We start from the raw sequence: 476 nt of genomic DNA, 5'->3' as shown, positions 1-476 counted from the left end.
AAATTCAGTACCTTCGATACAGCTAATACAGCCGAGCAGATGAGGCAGGGAACAAGCTATAGGTTGTGATTAGCTTTCAAATGTACCTTCGATACAGCTAATACAGCTTCGGCATAGACTATAAGCATCGCTTAGATGTTGTGATTAGCTTTCAAATTCAGTACCTTCGATACAGCTAATACAGCACCTTTGCAGTCGCTTAGGTGTCAGGTGAGGTTGTGATTAGCTTTCAAATTCAGTACCTTCGATACAGCTAATACAGCTGAGGATCTCTAGAGACTCATACCACCCAGTTGTGATTAGCTTTCAAATTCAGTACCTTCGATACAGCTAATACAGCTATCCTGCTATTATCCGTCGCACCCTATTGTTGTGATTAGCTTTCAAATTCAGTACCTTCGATACAGCTAATACAGCTCGAGAGGGCTAAAGGTCTTCTCTTACGATGTTGTGATTAGCTTTCAAATTCAGTACCT

It is taken from the genome of Porphyromonas sp. oral taxon 278 str. W7784 (assembly GCF_000467855.2).
GTDB lineage: Bacteria > Bacteroidota > Bacteroidia > Bacteroidales > Porphyromonadaceae > Porphyromonas.
Note: the sequence above shows the minus strand (reverse complement) of the source record.